The organism is Halomonas sp. WWR20 (genome assembly GCF_054602495.1).
Window position 1 is genome coordinate 333405 of record NZ_JBTRHR010000005.1, and the last position, 15422, is coordinate 348826.

A 15422-nucleotide genomic window follows, 5' to 3' on the forward strand; every position below is an offset into this window, starting at 1 on the left:
GTTCGGTTTTGTCCGCGCCCGAGCTTTCCCGCCCTAGTAGTCAATCCTTGCAGCGTAAATTTATACGAATGCTGACGATAGGATAACCTTATTCTCCTGTACCCGATGCGCGCTGGTACAATCGGCGCATGGATAATATTTGCATAGGAGAGTGGCCATGACAGCGGTGCGCTATGGCGTGATGCTGGTGAACCTCGGGACTCCTGATGCCCCGACACCGGAAGCGGTAAGACGCTACCTGGCCGAGTTCCTTGGAGACCGCCGGGTCATCGATCTGCCGCGCTGGAAATGGTGGCCAATCCTGCATGGTGTAATATTGCGCATTCGTCCGCGTAAGGTGGCCAAGGCATATGCCTCGGTCTGGGGGGAAGAGGGCTCGCCGCTGCTGAGCATCGGGCTTCGCCAGCAACGCGCCTTGAAAGAGTGCCTGGCCGAGCGTAGCGGAGAAGAGATACCCGTCGAACTGGCCATGACCTACGGCAACCCCAGCATGGAAGCGGCCGGGTTGGCCCTGCGGCGGGCAGGCGCCGAGCGGATCCTGGTCCTCCCGCTTTATCCTCAGTTCTCAAGTAGCACCACTGCGGCAGTATTCGACCGCCTGGCTCGGGCCCTGGCGCCCTGTCCGCATCTCCCCGAGTTGCGCTTTGTTCGCGACTATCATGATCATCCGGCCTATATCCAGGCCCTGGCGAATAGCGTGCGTGAGCATTGGACCCGCCACGGTGAGCAACGTGGGCGGCTGCTGATGTCCTATCATGGCATTCCCAAGCGCTATGCGGAAAAAGGCGATCCGTATCCCCGGCACTGCGAGACGACCAGCCGTCTATTGGCCGAGGCGCTGGGGTTGGAAGAGAGCGCGTGGCTGCAAACGTATCAGTCTCGGTTTGGCCGCGAAGAGTGGCTCAAGCCTTATACCGATGAGACGTTGAAGGCGTGGGGGGAAGCAGGTGTGGAGCACGTCGACGTGATGAGTCCGGCGTTCGCTGCCGACTGTCTGGAGACGCTTGAAGAACTCGAGGTGGAGAACCGCGGTTACTTCGAAGAGTCGGGGGGCAAGACTTACCGCTATATTCCGGCACTCAACGATCGTGCCGACCATATTGCACTACTTGCGGAACTGGTCGAGACCCATACCCAGGGGTGGTGAATCACTTCGCATCGCCTTGCGCTGGGTCACAAGGCGATGCGTGAGCATAAACTCAGACCCAGGGCCCGGTGCATTTGCGGAGCTCAGGGCAGGCGTGAGCCGTTGAGTGGCTCTTCCTCGCCGGCTGCCGTTTCCGCTTCCTCTTCTTCTTCACCCTCATGGAATTCTCGAGGATCACCCCGGGTGCGCGGGTCCCGTGCCAGCTTCTGGTGCAAGGCACTCTTGGCCAGCAGGTGTGCGGATACCGGAGTGGTAATGAACAGAAAGAGGGTAATCAGCATCTCCTGCAAACTGAGGCCATCGTGAACCAGACTGAAATAGATCATGCTGGCCACCAGCACGCAGCCGACCCCAAGCGTCGTCGTCTTCGACGGACCATGCAAGCGCATGTAGAAATCCTTCAGGCGTGCCAGCCCCAGAGAACCGATAAAGGCGAAAATCCCACCGGCGATCAGGAAGAATGCAATGACGCCCTCCATCACGGTATAGAAGCCGATCATAGTGTCCCTTATTCGATGATGTCACCGCGCAGCAAGTACTTGCATACTGCCACGGTGCTTATGAAACCCAGCATGGCGATCAGTAGCGCTGCTTCGAAGTAGGTTTTGGAATTCAACCAGATGCAGAACAGGATGATCAATGCGATGGAGTTCACATACATGGTATCCAGTGCCAGGATGCGATCCGGCAGCGTCGGGCCAATGGCCGCTCGGTAGAGATTGAGCAGGATCGACGCCATGAACAGCGCCAGGCTGGTCCAGAGTGCGACGTCTAGCATTCGAATATCTCCTTGAGCGGACGCTCGTAGCGCTCGCGAATTTCGTCGATCAGCTCCTGTTCGTCAGCAATATCCAGTGCATGAATGAGTAGGGTTTTGCCATCCAGGCGCAAGTGGGCGGACACCGTGCCGGGGGTCAGCGTGATGGTGCTGGCCAGCATGGTGATCGGAAAGTTTTCCTTCAGCTCCAGCGGATATTCGACGAATGCCGGACGCATGCGTCCCCTTGGGTCGAGAATGATCCGTGACACCTGGAGATTGGCGGTCACGATATCGCCCAGCACGCGTAGCAGATAGCGCAGCATGAGCAATGGACGTTTCATGTCAGGCTGAGGCTCCCAGAAGGAGCGGGTCAGAATAGGAATGATCAAGGCAAGAAAGCCGCCTAGCAGCCACTGGCCTGGCGCAACGCTCTGTTGAAGCAATAGCCAGACTACAAGCAGCAGAACGGACAGCAATGGCATGGGTAACCAGGGCCGGGAACGCATCATGCCTCGTCTCCTGTCGTCGATTCGGATATAAGAATAGCGCGGATATAGGCCTCGTGATCGGCTAACTGTTCCGCGGTCGCCTGGGTGAACTCGGTCAGCGGGCCGCCAAAGATCACCAGTAGCGGAGAAGCGCTCAGCAACAAGGCGATGCCGAACGCTCGTAGCGGCCCCATCCTGACCGCGGAGCCTTCGCCTGGTGTCGAGCGCCAGAATATGCTCGAGCCGGCACGGCCGAGAGCGACAATCGAGACCAGGCCGTTGCCCAGCAGAATCGACCATAGCCAAGGCTGCTGTTCAGGAGCGGCGGCCTGCATCAGTAGGGCCTTGCCGACGGCGCCCGAAAACGGCGGCAAGCCGACTACGGCTGCGGCGCCGATGAAGAAGAAGATGCCCAACGGCACCACTTGGTTGACGGTGCGGGCACGAACGATGCGTGCCCCCGCCTTGCCACGCTGGTTGGCGATGGCATCAGCGAGCAGGAACAGGCCTCCCGTCACCAGTGTGGTGTGGATCAGATAGTAGATCAGTGCACCGTTAGCCTGAGGTGAGTTCATGCCCACCCCGGCGAGCATGGTGCCTACCGAGACGAGGATAAGGTAGGCCACCTGCGAGCGCAGATCGCGGGCCGACAGTACGCCCACCGTGCCCAGCACCAGTGTGGCCAGCCCCAACCACCATACCCACGGCTGGGCGAGATTGGCCAAGGGGCCGGCATGGGGGCCGAAAATCAACGTATAGACACGAATGATGGCGTAGATGCCCACCTTGCTCATGATGACGAACAGGGCCGCCACCGGCGCGGAGGCCGCTGCGTAGGCACGCGGCAGCCAGAAATACAGCGGCACCATGGCTGCCTTGAGCCCGAACACGACCAGCAGCAGCATGGCGCCCACCTTGACCAGGCCCGCCTGATCCGCATCCAGCGTGGTGACCAGAACGGCCATGTCGGCCATGTTCAAGGTGCCGGTCACCCCGTAGAGGACGCCCAGGGCGATCAAGAACAGTGAAGAGCCGGCCAGGTTCAAAGCGACATATTGAAAACTTGCATGAATGCGGACTTTTCCACCGCCATGGATCAGCAGTGCATAGGAGGCGATCAACAGCACCTCGAAGAACACGAACAAGTTGAACAAGTCGCCGGTCAGGAAGGCCCCGTTGATGCCCATCAGCTGCAGCTGGAACAGGCCATGGAAATTGGAGCCCTTCTCATCGTCGCCAGCACAGGCGTAGGCCAGGCTGGCCAGGGCGAGTACGGCGGTCAGCAGCACCATGATTGCCGACAGGCGATCCTGGACCAGAATGATGCCGAACGGTGGTTGCCAGTCGCCGAGGGCATAGTAGCGAATCACGTCGTCGCTGCTTTGCATGACCTGCAGAATGCCGACGATGACCAGCAATGCGGTGGCCGACAGGGCGATGAAACGGCGGAGATGTATTGCGGCATCGCGATGTATCAACAACGCCAGTCCAGTCAGGAGCGGCAAGAGGATCGGCAGGATGATCAAATGCTGCATCAGGTCTTGTCCTCGCGTGTCTCTTCGGCACGGCGAACATTGACATGATCATTGCCCAGGTCACCCCGCACGCGCATGGCCAGGATGATCGAATACGCGGTCATGGCGAAACCGATGACGATGGCGGTCAACACCAAAGCCTGGGGTAGCGGGTCGGCATAGGGTCCGCCTTCCTCGCTAATGACCGGGGCCGCTCCCGTGGTGAGGCCCCCGGTAGAAAACAGGAACAGGTTGACCGCATAGGTCATCAGGGTCAGACCTACCACCACCGGAAAGGTGCGCCCCCTTAACGCCAGATAAAGGCCACTGGCGGCGAGTACCCCGGTGAGAGTGGCAAAGAGCGCTTCCATCAGGCTTTCTCCTTCTGCTTGGAGGGGCGGTGCGGCGTGGTGAGTTTGCCAAGGTTGGCCAGGATCATCAGCGTGGCACCCACCACGGTGAGATAGACGCCCAGGTCGAAGAGCATCGCGGTCGCCAGCTCGATATCGCCGATCACGGGAATGTGAAAATGGCCGAAGGAGGAGGTCAGGAAGGGATAACCGAACAGCCAACTGCCGAGACCGGTCAGCGCTGCGATGCCTACCCCCGCCACGGCAATCGGCTGGAATTGAAACGACAGACGCTGCTGTGTCCAATCCACGCCGCGGGCGATATAGATCAGAATCAATGCCACTGCCGTGACCAGGCCGGCAATGAAGCCGCCTCCCGGAGCGTTGTGCCCGCGCAGCAAGATGAAGATCGAGACCAGCAGGGCCAGTGGCAGCAAGGTCTGGGACACCGTGGACAGGATCATGGGATGGCGGTCGGGTGACCATGCCCGGCCTTCAAAGTCGCTGGAAGGCATGAACAGGCGCAGACGATTGAGCAGCTTGTAGATACCGATGGCGGCGATGCACAGCACGGTGATCTCCCCCAGGGTATCGAAGCCACGAAAGTCCACCAGAATCACGTTGACCACGTTGTGTCCGCCTCCGCCGGGAACGCTATGCGTCAGATGGAAATCGGAGATCGACTCCAGGGGCCGTGTCAACAGCGCATAGTTCAGGCTGGCGACAATCCCGCCGAATCCCGCCGACAGCAGTACATCGCGAACGATGCGCGGCCCGCTGGACTCCTTGGGGGTGCGCTGTGGCAGAAAGAACAGCGCCAGCATCAGCAGGATCATCGTCACCACTTCGACGGCCAACTGGGTCAGCGCCAGGTCGGGTGCCGAAAAGCGGGCAAAGGCCAGCGACACCATTAGTCCCACGACCGAGAGCATCAGTAGCGAAATCAGGCGTTGGCGATGCAGGAAGGCGGTAGCCAGCCCGGCGAACATGGTGATCAGAGCGCCAGCGATCAGTAGACCATCGAGCGGCTGATGAGACTGCGCGCCGGCGAGAGAAGCAATGCCCATCAGGCCGCCACCGGCCATGCACAATACGGTAATCACTACCCACAACATGTAGCGCTGCAGCGAGCCGTTCTCCAGCGTATCCAGTCCCCACTGGGCGGCACGCACCAGTCCCTGGACGGAGCCTTCATAGATCTTGAGCGAATCGAGCGGCTTGAACTGGCGCTGAAAACTAAACAGGTAACGACGCAGGAAGTACAGACCGACCCCGCCGCTCAGTGCCACGATGCTCATCAACAAGGGAAGGTTGACGCCATGCCAGATGGCCGGGTGGAATTCGGGCACCGGGCCGGCCAGTGCGGCATCGGCAGCGGCATGCAGCAAGGCGGTGGTCATGATTGCCGGAAGTAGACCGATGACCACACATAACGCCACCAGCAGCAGAACCGGGACTCGCATCAGGATCGGCGGCTCGTGCGGAGTATTGGGCAAGTCGCGCGGTTGACCATCGAAGAAAACGTTGCGCACAAAGCGCAGGGCGTAAGCGGCCGACAGCAGGCTGCCCACGGTCGCCAGCACTGGAATCAGCCAGGACAGCCCGCCCAGCAGATGGGTTTCCAGTGTTTCGGTGAGCATCATTTCCTTGGACAGGTAACCGTTGAGTAACGGCACTCCCCCCATGGAAGCGGCCGCCAGAGTCGCCAGGACCATGGTCATCGGCATGTAACGCCACAAGCCCTTGAGTTTGCGGATGTCCCGGGTGCCACACTCGTGGTCGATGATCCCGGCGATCATGAACAACGACGCCTTGAATATGGCATGGTTGAGAATATGAAATATCCCGGCGACCACCGCCATGCGGGTATCGAGACCGAAAAGCATGGTGATCAGCCCCAGGTGACTGACCGTCGAGTAGGCGAGGATGCTTTTCAGGTCGTACTTGATCAGCGCGAAGTAGGCTCCGTAAAGCATCGTTACCAAGCCGGTGAGGCCCACCAGGTAGAGCCAGATATCCGGCCCCGCCAACGCCGGGTGCAGCCGGGCGAGCAGGAATACCCCCGCCTTGACCATGGTGGCCGAGTGTAGATAGGCCGATACCGGGGTGGGCGCGGCCATGGCCTGGGGAAGCCAGAACTGGAAGGGGAATTGGGCCGACTTGGTAAAGGCGCCAAGCAGCACGAGCAATACGGCCGGCAGGTAGCGCGGGTCCTGCTGGATGATATCGCGACTGTCGAGCACGATCTGCATATCGTAGGTGCCGACGATCTGCCCGATCAGAATCAGTCCCGCCAGCAGGGCGAGCCCGCCCATGCCGGTGACAGTCAGCGCCATGCGAGCGCCGCGCCGGGCCTCCGACTGGGTGTGCCAGAAGCCGATGAGCAAAAACGACGAGAGACTGGTCAATTCCCAGGCGACCCACAGCAGTAGCAGATTGTCGGCGAGTACCACCCCTAGCATGGCGGACATGAACAGCATGAGAAAGGCATAGAAGCGCGGCATGCTGTCCTCTTGCGCGAGATAAAAGCGCGTATAGAGGATAATGAGCAGGCCAATGCCCAGAATCAGCAGGGTGAACAGCAGCGACAGCCCGTCCAGGCGCAGCGCAAGATCCAGTCCCAAGGCGGGAATCCAGGGGATATCGAGACGCAATGTCTCGCCGCCGAGTACCGGCGCCATCTGCGATACCGTCAGCGCCAGGGCGGCGGCGGGCGCCAGGACGGTCAGCAGAGCACAAGTATTGCGCCTTTCATTGGAGCCTATCAAGGGCACCAGACTGCCCAGCAGGGGCAGCAGCAAGATCAAAAGCAGGGGCATGAACGACTCGCTCTTGTCGTGAATATTCGCGCGCAGCCGTCATGCGACGTGCAGGCACGGTTAAGAGTATGGTCGCTACAGGTGCGACCGTCAGTCGTTTTGGCCGGGGGGATCGGTGAGATAGGGGCGCCTGACGCCACGCGGAGCCAGCATCCAGGCCGGCGTGCGATCGGTCAAGGCCGTTGCCGGGCGGCACGGTAGAGTTTCGGCACCGTTATGGCAGGGCACGCGGCATTCCCGGAGACCGCGCAATTCTTGGCCTGTCATGGTGTCTTTCCTCCCTTCAAGGTTTCCCGGCGCGTCGTTCTTGTTGTCCTAATGGACTGAAATTATTGGCGAATTTGACGTGATTCACGACGCCGAACCGAAGTGATCATGCGACTGTAGCATGGCCCACGAGCCCCTGCCAGCATGCCAATGCGGGTAAAATGTACAAATGCCATATATAAACTTTTGTTTTATAAGGCGGCGCCATGCGAAACCCGATGAGGCGAGGAAGTCGCACCGGGTCACGCCGCTAAAGGGGCTGTCCGCGAACATGTGCTCTTCAAGCGCTGGCCGCAAGCCGGGACTCCCGCTAGCATGGCGGGATTCTGTCGGCGTGCCATCACACGGTTGGCGATCGACTAAGGCATCTCGCGCGGTCTTCATGGCGGGGGCGCAATATCATCTAAGGGAAGCAAAGTCGTATGCGAAAAGGCACGTTGATGCTGCTGCTGGGCATAGGGGTATCGGGCTGCCAGAGTTCGGCTGCGCAGCTTGATCAGACCTCGGCTGGCGTTGTGGCGCCTGCGGACAACTCCACTGAAGCCCATTCCAGGCAAACCGTGCTGGCGGACGACGTTGGCCAGAACGTGCCGCGGGATTTCGCGCAGTGGCTCGAGGAGTTTCGTCGCGCTGCCGCGCAGCAGGGTATTGCGTCCGATACGCTGGACAGCGCTCTGGGCGAAGCGCGCTTGTTGACGCGGGTCATCGAGCTGGACCGTGCCCAGCCCGAATTCTCGCGCCCGGTATGGGGATATCTCGATAGCGCGGTGTCCGCGACGCGGATCAGCACCGGACGGGCCAAGCTGGAGGCCCACCGGCAAACGGCCGAACGGACTCAGCAGGTTTACGGCGTGCCTAAGGAGATCGTAACCGCGATCTGGGGGATCGAAAGCAACTATGGAAGCAACTTCGGCAATTTCGAGACCATCGATGCTCTCGCCACGCTAGGTTATGAAGGCCGGCGCCAGACCTTTGCCCGTCGTGAGCTGATGGCGGCCCTCAATATCCTGCAGAACGGTGATATCGATCGCGAGCGCATGCGCGGCTCCTGGGCCGGTGCCATGGGGCATACCCAGTTTCTCCCTTCCAGCTTCCTGGCCTATGCAGTAGATGCCGATGGCGACAACCGGCGGGATATCTGGAACAGCATTCCCGATGTCATGGCCTCGACCGCCCATTATCTCGCCGAGGTTGGCTGGCGCAGCGGTGAGCCCTGGGGCGCGGAAGTCCGCTTGCCGGAGAATTTCGATTACGCCCAGACCGAGCTGGCGCTTCGTCAGCCAAGTGCGCAATGGGCGGCACAGGGCGTGCAGGCGATGCGGGGTGCAGGGTTACCCGAGCTGGAAAGTGCTTCGGTGATCGCGCCGGCCGGTGCGCGCGGGCCGGCTTTTCTGGTGGGGACCAACTTCAGGGTCATCATGAAATACAACGCCTCGACCAGCTATGCCTTGGCGGTGGCGCTATTGTCGGATCGCATTGCGGGGCGTCCCGGGCTGGCAGCCGAGTGGCCGCGCGAAGAGCCTGCCTTGTCACGCTCACAGATCAAGGAGTTGCAGGCCCTGCTCAATGAGCGGGGCATGAATGTCGGCGAGCCGGACGGTATCGTCGGGCCCAATACCCGCCGAGGCCTGCGCGAATATCAGCAATTGCAGGGCATGATACCCGACGGTTTCGCCACCCAAGAGCTGTTGAAAAATTTGCGTCGTCGCTAGACAAGGTGCGTCCTGCAAGCCGCTGAGATCAATTCACGCTACGCTATATAAGCGACAAGGAATCAGCGAAGGTGTCAAGGACATGAAAAAGCGCTATACGTGGCCGATGATCGTGATCGCAGGGGTCTTGGTAGCACTGGTGATATTGCGGGCCATGCTGCCGGACCTGGTGCGTGACTATCTCAATGGACAGCTCGCTGACATGGGCGATTATCGTGGCCATGTCGAGGATGTCGATATCCATCTCTGGCGCGGGGCCTATTCCATCGATGGCTTGACCATCGTCAAGGCCAGCGGCGAAACGCAGGTGCCGTTTTTCCGCGTCGACAGCATCGATTTGTCGGTGAGCTGGGAGGATCTGTGGCACGGGGCGGTTGTCGCCAAGGTCGCGCTTTTCCAACCTGAACTCAACTACGTCGACGCGGAGCAGGAACAAAACAGTCAGTCCGGTGAAGGCGGTAGCTGGCGCGAGTCTCTGCAGGCGTTACTGCCTATCGAACTCAACCGCCTCACTGTCCATCAGGGGCGTGTTCACTTTCGCAACTTCACTTCTCAGCCGCCAGTGGACCTGGAAATTTCCGAGATTCAGGCGACCGCTACCAACCTCAGCAATGCCGACCGCAGTGAAGGTGCGCAAGTCGCCGATATCGATGCGCAGGGGCTGATGCTCAACCAGGCGCACACCGAATTGCATGCAAGTCTCGACCCCTTGGGGGATTTCCAGGATTTTGACATACAGCTTCGGGTGGAGGGACTCGACCTGACTCGCCTCAATGACCTGACGAAGGCCTACGGCAACTTCGACTTCGAGTCGGGCTCGGGGGACTTTGTCATGGAACTCGAGGCCGACGATGGACAGCTGCAGGGTTATGCCAAGCCGTTATTGAACAACGTCAACATTCTCGACCTGGAAGAGGATGCCAAGCAGGGATTTCTCAGCGCGGCCTGGGAATCGCTGGTGGCCGGTGTGGGCTGGTTGTTTCGCAATCATCCCGAGGACAAGCTCGCTTCACGCATCGAGATTAGCGGCAATCTCGATCAACAGGATATCAGCGGCTGGCAGGCCTTCGTCTCGGCGTTGCGCAATGCCTTCGTCGAGGCCTACCAGGCACGCTTCGAGGAGGGAACAGAGTGATCCCGGCGTGTGGGTCATTGTGTCGGATCGGATACGACGGAAAAGCTTGCCGTACCCATGACAGCCATGACAGTACCGCTGTCATGGGAATCGTTTCTCTGCCTCGAATCAGGACGGCGTGAGTGCTCGTGACGGTGCCGGGCGCGCAAGCATCCTGTCCTTGTGCAACGACGTGGCGGTATTTTTCGAGGTCTCCAGCGTCGAGGCGAACGCCTCGATCGCCGTTACCACGTCGTTGGCGCCGGTACGGATGCGCGTGATGATATCGCCGGCATCGCCTGCCAGCTTCACTCCGTTGTCGACGCTACCCAGGCATTCGCGCATATCGGCACTGGCATGGTGGGTAAGCTCTCTAAGCGTACCGATGGTCGCCACGATATCCTGGGTCGCCTGGGCGGTTCGAACCGACAGCTGACGTACCTCATGAGAGACAACGGCAAAGCCACGCCCATGCTCTCCGGCGCGTGCCGCCTCGATGGCGGCATTGAGCGCCAATAGGTTGGTTTGTTCCGCGATGGTACGGATGTTGTTGATGACCGAGTTGATGGCAGCCGAGCGTTGTTCGAGTTCGTCGATTAACTGTGACGTGCGCGTGACAGTGTCGGCGATATGCCGGATCTCCTCGATCGTGCTGTCGATGATGCGGGCACCGTCATTTGCCGTGCGTTCAGTTTCCGAGGAGATGCGATAGGCCATCTGGGCGCTGGCGGACTCGGCACGGTGACGTTCGATACGCTCGGTGATGTCGGTGGCGAACTTCACCACCTTGGAAAGCTTACCGTCAGGGTCGAAGACGGGATTGTAGGTGGCTTCCAACCACAACTCCCGGCCGCGATTGTCCAGACGCTTGAACTGGCCGGCCGTGTACTCGCCATGGTTCAGACGTTCCCAGAACTGTTGATATTCGCGACTTTCGGCATATTCGCGTTCGCAGAGCAACCGATGGTTAGAGCCTTGAATATCCTCCAATGCATAGCCCACGGTATCCAGGAAGTTCTGGTTGGCCGTCAGTATCGTGCCGTCCGGGGTGAACTCGATGACGGCCATGGAACGATTGATGGCATCGAGACGACTGCGCATTTCCTGTTCCTGGTGGACCTTGTCGGTGATCTCCGTCGCCGTTTTGACTATTCGCTTTACCTGGCCGTGGCGTCCCATGATCGGGTTGTAGGAAGCTTCCAGCCAGATGGGCTCACCATGCTTGTTCAACCGCTTGAAGCGCCCCGAGACGAACTCGCCACGTTGCAGTCGTACCCAGAAATCCCGGTATTCGGCGCTATGCGCATGGTCGGTTTCACAGAACATGCGATGATGCTGTCCAATGACCTCATCACTGGCATAACCGGTCGCCACCAGGAAATTCTCGTTGACGGAGACGATAGTCCCATCCGGCTGGAATTCGATGATGGCCATGGAGCGCTGAATGGCATCGACAATAGCGGCGTTGCGGTGGGACTGGGAGGAAAGCAGCGACATGGCAGGCTCTTTTTGAAACAGCTCGGTTTAGGGAGGACGGCACCTTGGGCCCCAGCTTTATCGTTGTGCTGGGTTGTGTTGCCTTTGTGACAATAAACACTGTGCAACAGGAGTAGGTAATTAATTTTACTTATTGTGTGGAGGTGTAAATTTTATCAATTATAAGGCTGTTTAACGTTTAAAGGCGTTAATTTTTGAACTGGATTTTTTTGGGATTAGAACAGCCTGGACAATAGTGCGGTGACGGCAGTTTCCACACGCAAGATACGATCGCCCAAGTGGACCCCGGTGAACCCTCGCGCGAGAAACGCCTCGACCTCGTAAGGCACGAAGCCTCCTTCCGGTCCGACAGCCAGCATTGTCGATTCCTGCAGGCCACGGGGACATGCCGCCGCCATACCCGGGTGTGCCAATAGCCCGTATCGATCGCCCAACAACGCCGGCAGACGATCCTCGATGAAGGGCTTGAAACGCGTTTCGACGTGGATCTCGGGGAGCATCGTGTCGCGGGCCTGTTCCAGGCCGAGAATCAGATGTTCACGAATCTTTTCCGGACGCAGCTCCGGCGATTGCCAATAGCTTTTCTCGACACGCCGGGTGTGCAGCAGCGTCAGCTGTTTCACGCCGAGCGCAGTGATGTGTTCCAGCGTGCGGGCCAGCATGCGCGGTCGGGGCAGGGCCAGCAGCAGGTGAACCGGCAAAGGTGCAGGCGCCGGCTGATCGAGTGTCATCTCGAATTCGGCATAGGAGGCTTCCAGCGCGATCAGGCGGCCACGGCCCATCGCGCCTCCCTCGACACCAAGAGTCAGCTCGTCACCGAGCATGGCACGGTGAACCTCGCGCAGATGACGCAGACGGCGAGGATCGCTGACACGGGCCCGCTGAGGGGCAAGGATGTCGTCGGGTGAAAGCAGGATCAGGTTCATGGTCTTTCCTGGTTGGCGCGCGGGCATTCTAGCAGAAGCGTTGGGGCTGCGGCGACGCGGTGGGCCCGCGACTGCGGCGAGAGGAGGGGCTTTCTGTCATAATGCACGCTCAACGATCTTTCACTTCTTGAGCAAGGTTCACCCAGATGAAGGTTCTGATCATCGGCGGCGGCGGCCGCGAGCATGCACTCGCCTGGAAAGCGGCGCAATCGCCGCACGTGGAAACCGTCTATGTGGCACCCGGCAATGCCGGCACCGCCCGTGAGCCCAAGCTGACCAATGTGGCCATCGACGCCCAGGACCTTGCCGGTCTCGAGGCATTTGCACGAGACAATGCCATCGGCCTGACCATCGTGGGCCCGGAGGCGCCGCTGGTTGCCGGGGTGGTCGACCGCTTTCGTGCCGCGGGACTGAAAATATTCGGTCCGACCCAGGCGGCGGCCCAGTTGGAGGGCTCCAAGGCCTTCACCAAGGATTTCCTGGCACGCCATGCGATTCCCACCGCCGCTTACGCCACCTTTACCGAAGTCGACGCCGCGTTGGCCTATCTGCACGAGCAGGGCGCCCCGATCGTAATCAAGGCCGATGGCCTGGCGGCCGGCAAGGGCGTGATCGTGGCCATGAGCGAGGCCGAGGCCGAGGCCGCCATTCGCGACATGCTGTCGGGCAATGCCTTCGGCGATGCCGGCGCGCGCGTGGTCATCGAAGAGTTTCTCGACGGCGAGGAGGCGAGCTTCATCGTCATGGTCGACGGTGAGCATGTGCTGGAGATGGCCACCAGCCAGGATCACAAGCGTGTCGGTGATGGCGACACCGGCCCCAACACCGGTGGCATGGGCGCTTATTCTCCGGCCCCGGTGGTGACCGACGAGGTGCATCAGCGCATCATGGACGAGGTGATCCTGCCTACCGTGCGCGGCATGGCCGCCGAAGGGCATGCTTATACGGGATTTCTTTACGCCGGGCTGATGATCGACGCGCAGGGTACGCCTAAGGTCATCGAATACAACTGTCGTTTCGGTGACCCGGAAACCCAACCGATCATGCTGCGTTTGAAGTCCGATCTGGTTCAGTTATGCCTGGCGGGTGTCGAAGGCCGCCTCGATGAAGTGCAGGGCGAGTGGGACCGGCGTGCCGCGGTGGGTGTGGTCATGGCCGCGGGGGGCTATCCCGAGGCGTATCGCAAGGGCGATGAGGTGGACGGTCTCGACGGCGCGGAAGCCTTGGGTTGCAAGGTGTTCCATGCCGGTACGGCGAGCCGAGACGATGGTCGGGTCGTCACCAGCGGTGGTCGCGTGCTATGTGTGACGGCGCTGGGCGAACGTGTGGCCAGCGCTCGAGACCGGGCTTACGACGGTGTGGCCGCGATCCAGTGGGAGGGGGCACTGTATCGTCGGGATATCGCCTATCGCGCCATTGCCCGTGAACATGACGCCAAGACCTGAGCCGCTGCGCTCAAGGCCGCTGACCTCGCTCTTGCGAGATGATGTGGGCGGCCGTGACTGCCGAGTGCGTGCCAGGCTGATTTAAGTGGGTGCTGGCAAAGCGAGCCGCGCCATGGCCATGTACCAGGAGAGTTATCGATGTCACGGGAGTATCCCATTGTGGCGGTCACCGGGTCCTCGGGGGCCGGCACTACCACGGTGCGTCGCACCTTCGAGCGCATGTTCGCCCGTGAAGACGTACATGCCGCCTTCGTCGACGGTGATGCTTTTCATCGTTATACCAAGGACGAACTGGTCCGCATCTTCCTCGAGGAGCCGGAGCGCAAGGCAGAGCTTTCCCACTTCGCCGTGGAGGCCAACCTGCTCGACCGGCTCGAGGCGTTGCTGCAGGAGTATGGAGAGCACGGCACCGGTACCTATCGGCATTACATTCATGCCGAGGATAAACGCATGATCGAGGCGGGCTGCAAGGTGGGCACCTTTACCGACTGGCAGCCCTTGCCGTGTGGCACCGACCTGCTGTTGTACGAAGGCCTGCATGGCGGACTAGTGACTCATGAGCACGACATTGCCCGTCATGTGGACATGCTGATCGGCGTGGCGCCGACCATGAACCTCGAGTGGATCCAGAAGATCGACCGCGACACCAAGCTGCGCGGCTACTCCCAGGAAGCGGTGATCGACACCATCCTGGGGCGCATGAACGATTACGTGCGCTATATTCAGCCACAGTTCTCGCGCACGCATATCAATTTTCAACGTGTGCCGACGGTGGACACGTCCAACCCCTTCGAGGTGCAGGATATTCCCACCGATGCGGAATCTTTCGTCGTCATTCGCTTTCGCGATCCGGAGTCGGTGGACTTTCCCTACCTGCTGGCGATGATTCATGATGCCTTCATGAGTCGTCCCAATATGCTGGTGGTGCCGGGCGCTCGCATGTCCCTGGCCATGGATCTGATCCTGGCGCCGGTAGTCAAGCAACTGCTCGGACATCGACGTTTTCGCTGATGCCGTTACTCATCGAGGAGTCCCATGGAGACGCTTTTCACCAAGATCATCAACCGCGAGGTTCCTGCAGATATCGTTTACGAGGACGAGCACGTGCTGGCCTTCAATGACATCAATCCGCAGGCGCCGACCCATATCCTGATCATTCCCAAGAAAGCCATCGCCACCTTGAACGATATCGAGGAGGAGGATCTGGCGCTGGTCGGGCGGCTCCAGTTCACGGCGGCCAAGCTGGCCAAGCAGCTGGGTTTCGCCGAGGACGGTTATCGGGTGGTCATGAATTGCAATGAAGATGGCGGCCAGACGGTCTATCATATCCATATGCACCTGATGGGCGGTCGCCGCTTCACGTGGCCGGCCGGTTGACCGGCA

15 protein-coding genes are annotated in these 15422 nt (G+C 60.2%); 6 read left to right on the top strand and 9 right to left on the bottom strand.

Annotation, left to right across the window (positions count from 1 at the left end; genetic code table 11):
- Positions 1-157 precede the first annotated feature (157 nt).
- On the top strand, positions 158-1147 hold the full coding sequence (gene hemH / locus ACW4DH_RS12030; RefSeq protein WP_459636631.1) for a ferrochelatase: 990 nt from the start codon (positions 158-160) through the stop codon (positions 1145-1147).
- Between the two features lie 83 nt (positions 1148-1230).
- Here the strand turns inward: hemH and ACW4DH_RS12035 are convergent, their stop codons facing one another.
- The 7 genes from ACW4DH_RS12035 to ACW4DH_RS12065 all read right to left on the bottom strand — a co-directional run bounded on the left by ACW4DH_RS12035 (position 1231) and on the right by ACW4DH_RS12065 (position 7345).
- Positions 1231-1647, bottom strand: coding sequence for a Na+/H+ antiporter subunit G (locus ACW4DH_RS12035; protein ID WP_459636632.1), 417 nt, complete (start codon positions 1645-1647; stop codon positions 1231-1233).
- Between the two features lie 8 nt (positions 1648-1655).
- Positions 1656-1925, bottom strand: a complete 270-nt coding sequence (locus ACW4DH_RS12040; protein WP_459636633.1) for a K+/H+ antiporter subunit F — start codon at positions 1923-1925, stop codon at positions 1656-1658.
- Complete coding sequence (locus tag ACW4DH_RS12045; protein WP_459636634.1) at positions 1919-2416, bottom strand: Na+/H+ antiporter subunit E; 498 nt, start codon at positions 2414-2416, stop codon at positions 1919-1921. Before ACW4DH_RS12045 ends, ACW4DH_RS12040 begins: the two co-directional genes overlap by 7 nt.
- A complete protein-coding gene (locus ACW4DH_RS12050) occupies positions 2413-3933 on the bottom strand; it encodes a monovalent cation/H+ antiporter subunit D (protein ID WP_459636675.1) in 1521 nt (506 codons plus the stop codon). The genes ACW4DH_RS12045 and ACW4DH_RS12050 overlap by 4 nt, the downstream gene beginning before the upstream one ends.
- Complete coding sequence (locus ACW4DH_RS12055) at positions 3930-4280, bottom strand: Na+/H+ antiporter subunit C (RefSeq protein WP_459636635.1); 351 nt, start codon at positions 4278-4280, stop codon at positions 3930-3932. Before ACW4DH_RS12055 ends, ACW4DH_RS12050 begins: the two co-directional genes overlap by 4 nt.
- Positions 4280-7078: a monovalent cation/H+ antiporter subunit A gene (locus tag ACW4DH_RS12060; RefSeq protein ID WP_459636636.1), complete on the bottom strand. Its 2799-nt coding sequence runs from the start codon at positions 7076-7078 to the stop codon at positions 4280-4282. Before ACW4DH_RS12060 ends, ACW4DH_RS12055 begins: the two co-directional genes overlap by 1 nt.
- Before the next feature lie 90 nt (positions 7079-7168).
- Positions 7169-7345 (bottom strand): hypothetical protein, encoded by a 177-nt coding sequence (locus ACW4DH_RS12065; protein WP_459636637.1) that lies wholly within the window; start codon positions 7343-7345, stop codon positions 7169-7171.
- Between the two features lie 422 nt (positions 7346-7767).
- On the opposite strand from ACW4DH_RS12065, the gene ACW4DH_RS12070 reads away from it, so the two are divergent.
- The gene (locus ACW4DH_RS12070) at positions 7768-9057 is read left to right on the top strand and encodes a lytic murein transglycosylase (protein WP_459636638.1); all 1290 of its coding nucleotides are present in this window, start codon (positions 7768-7770) and stop codon (positions 9055-9057) included.
- Positions 9058-9139: 82 nt separating this feature from the next.
- Positions 9140-10192 carry a DUF748 domain-containing protein gene (locus tag ACW4DH_RS12075; protein ID WP_459636639.1) on the top strand — a complete coding sequence of 351 codons (1053 nt, stop codon included), beginning with the start codon at positions 9140-9142 and terminating at the stop codon, positions 10190-10192.
- 108 nt (positions 10193-10300) lie between these two features.
- Here ACW4DH_RS12075 and ACW4DH_RS12080 read toward each other — a convergent pair whose 3' ends face one another.
- Positions 10301-11668, bottom strand: a complete 1368-nt coding sequence (locus ACW4DH_RS12080; protein WP_459636640.1) for a methyl-accepting chemotaxis protein — start codon at positions 11666-11668, stop codon at positions 10301-10303.
- 215 nt (positions 11669-11883) lie between these two features.
- Entirely contained in the window at positions 11884-12594 is a 711-nt protein-coding gene (locus ACW4DH_RS12085; protein ID WP_459636641.1) for a 16S rRNA (uracil(1498)-N(3))-methyltransferase, read from the bottom strand.
- A gap of 146 nt (positions 12595-12740) precedes the next feature.
- Here ACW4DH_RS12085 and purD point away from each other — a divergent pair, with 146 nt between their 5' ends.
- The 3 genes from purD to ACW4DH_RS12100 all read left to right on the top strand — a co-directional run bounded on the left by purD (position 12741) and on the right by ACW4DH_RS12100 (position 15416).
- Positions 12741-14039, top strand: coding sequence for a phosphoribosylamine--glycine ligase (gene purD, locus ACW4DH_RS12090; RefSeq protein ID WP_459636642.1), 1299 nt, complete (start codon positions 12741-12743; stop codon positions 14037-14039).
- 138 nt (positions 14040-14177) lie between these two features.
- On the top strand, positions 14178-15050 hold the full coding sequence (locus ACW4DH_RS12095) for a phosphoribulokinase (protein WP_459636643.1): 873 nt from the start codon (positions 14178-14180) through the stop codon (positions 15048-15050).
- Between the two features lie 24 nt (positions 15051-15074).
- Positions 15075-15416, top strand: a complete 342-nt coding sequence (locus tag ACW4DH_RS12100; protein ID WP_459636644.1) for a histidine triad nucleotide-binding protein — start codon at positions 15075-15077, stop codon at positions 15414-15416.
- Positions 15417-15422 lie beyond the last annotated feature (6 nt).